The 1,938-nt window shown below is 45.0% G+C and carries 2 protein-coding genes; both read right to left on the bottom strand.

What is annotated here, in order from left to right; translation table 11 throughout:
* Positions 1-28: 28 nt before the first annotated feature.
* Positions 29-817 carry an acetylglutamate kinase gene (argB, locus tag BCT81_RS23040; RefSeq protein WP_102425980.1) on the bottom strand — a complete coding sequence of 263 codons (789 nt, stop codon included), beginning with the start codon at positions 815-817 and terminating at the stop codon, positions 29-31.
* 12 nt (positions 818-829) lie between these two features.
* Positions 830-1,834, bottom strand: coding sequence for an N-acetyl-gamma-glutamyl-phosphate reductase (gene argC / locus BCT81_RS23045; RefSeq protein WP_008219684.1), 1,005 nt, complete (start codon positions 1,832-1,834; stop codon positions 830-832).
* Between the last annotated feature and the right edge of the window lie 104 nt (positions 1,835-1,938).

The raw sequence follows: 1,938 nt of genomic DNA on the forward strand, positions 1-1,938 counted from the left end.
TTCTTTAAGTAGTGACTCGCAGTGAGACCTACTGAGGTAAAAACTGTGTTCCTATGCTTTTACCTGAAAACAGTTGTGTTAGCTTTTCTGGGTATCGCCACGTCGCGACTTCGATTGGTCGACCAAGGTCGTTAGCAGCTTCTAGTGCGGCTTGAACCTTCACGATCATGCCATCAGTAATCACTTTCCCTTCGATAAGGTCATCAGCTTGCTGCTGGTTAAGGCTTGGAATTAGGTGACCCTTGCCATCTAGTACGCCACTTACATCAGAAAGCAGTACCAGCTCAGCATCAAGTGCACCAGCAACAGCAACCGCAGCTTGGTCAGCATTCACATTCATCAGTTGCCCTTGCTCAGTTAGACCAATTGAACTGATGATTGGCAGTGCGCCCGCATTCAGAATGGCTTGTAGAACGGTTGAATCACCTGGTTCAGCTTTGCCAACTGCGCCCAGTTCAGCGTTCAATTCGCTCACTTTGCATAAACCACCATCAGCTAGGCTCAAACCAACAGCATTAATACCGTCTTTAATCGCCTGACCTTGCAGTAATTTGTTCGCCGTGCCCGCTAGCGCGCCAGCAATAACAGGAATCTGATCATAAGGAGTAACGCGCAGACCTTCTTTCTTAACAGTCTCAAGGTTCAACTTATTCATTAAATCATCGACAAGGTAACCACCGCCGTGAACAATCACGATTGGTCGTTGTGCTTGTTGTTGGTAAGCAGAGATCGCACCAAATAACTTGCTAAGTGTTTCACCACAAGATAGCGCAGCGCCACCTAGCTTTATGATTAATGGTTGATTATTAAGGCTCATATCTAGATTTCCTTACACTAACGCAGTTAATGGCGCAAAACCATAACGTAAATTTAAACACTGCATCGCTTGGCTAGATGCACCCTTTAATAAGTTATCAATCGCTGAAACAACGATGATGTGTTGACCTTGAACCTTCCAACCTAAATCGCAGAAAGGTGTCTGTTCTACATCTTGAATTCTTGGCAATGTCTCTTCGAGTAACCTTACGGCTGGCTTGCCTTGGTAAGCTTGTTCAAAGGCATCTTGTACCTGTTGTTCTGTCACGCCCTGAGCCAGCTTCATAGTAATGGTCGCTAAAATGCCGCGCTTAAAGTTGCCTAGGTGCGGAGTGAAAATCACATCACATCCTAAATGTGCTGCCATTTCAGGTTGATGACGGTGGTTAAATACACCATAAGCTTGCAGGCTCACTTCGCAGAAGCTGTTGACCATGGTCGCCTTGCGCCCTGCCCCACTAACGCCGCTGGTCGCGTTAATCACAGGCCATTGATTCTCGTCCAGTAACTTAGCTTCAACTAAAGGCTTAATCGCCAGTTGTGATGCCGTTGGGTAACAACCTGCGACTGCAACAAGCTGAGCTTCTTTAATCTCTTGCTCATTCCATTCCGCTAAACCGTAAGCCGCTTTATCTAGCCACTGTTCATGTTGGTGTTCAAAGCCGTAAAACTCTTGGTAGAAGTTTTCGCCTTTAACTCTAAAAGCACCTGATAGGTCGAATACTTGGCAATCATTCTCTAGAAAGATAGGAGCCAGGTCATGACTCACTTCATGTGCTGTCGCTAGGAAAATCACATCAGACTGCTTTGCCACTTCTTCTGGATTCGTTAATGGCTGTACTGGCATATCAATCAAGCCCGCTAACTTACCGTGCAGTGCTGCAATAGGTTTACCTGCGTCTACACTATTGGCTGAGACATACAAACCTGATAGCGTGAGCTCAGGGTGTCTGTTTATCATTAGAGCCAGTTCTGCTCCTGTGTAGCCGCTTGCGCCAATGATCGTGGTTTTCAACATCTCAACACATCCATTTCTGAGGTAAGTTACATTTCAAAATTTGACTATTCATACTTAATTTTTGGCTTTATTTGATTTCTTATGCATTAAATATGATTTAATAT

It is taken from the genome of Vibrio sp. 10N.261.52.A1, from assembly GCF_002876325.1.
Lineage (GTDB): Bacteria > Pseudomonadota > Gammaproteobacteria > Enterobacterales > Vibrionaceae > Vibrio > Vibrio chagasii.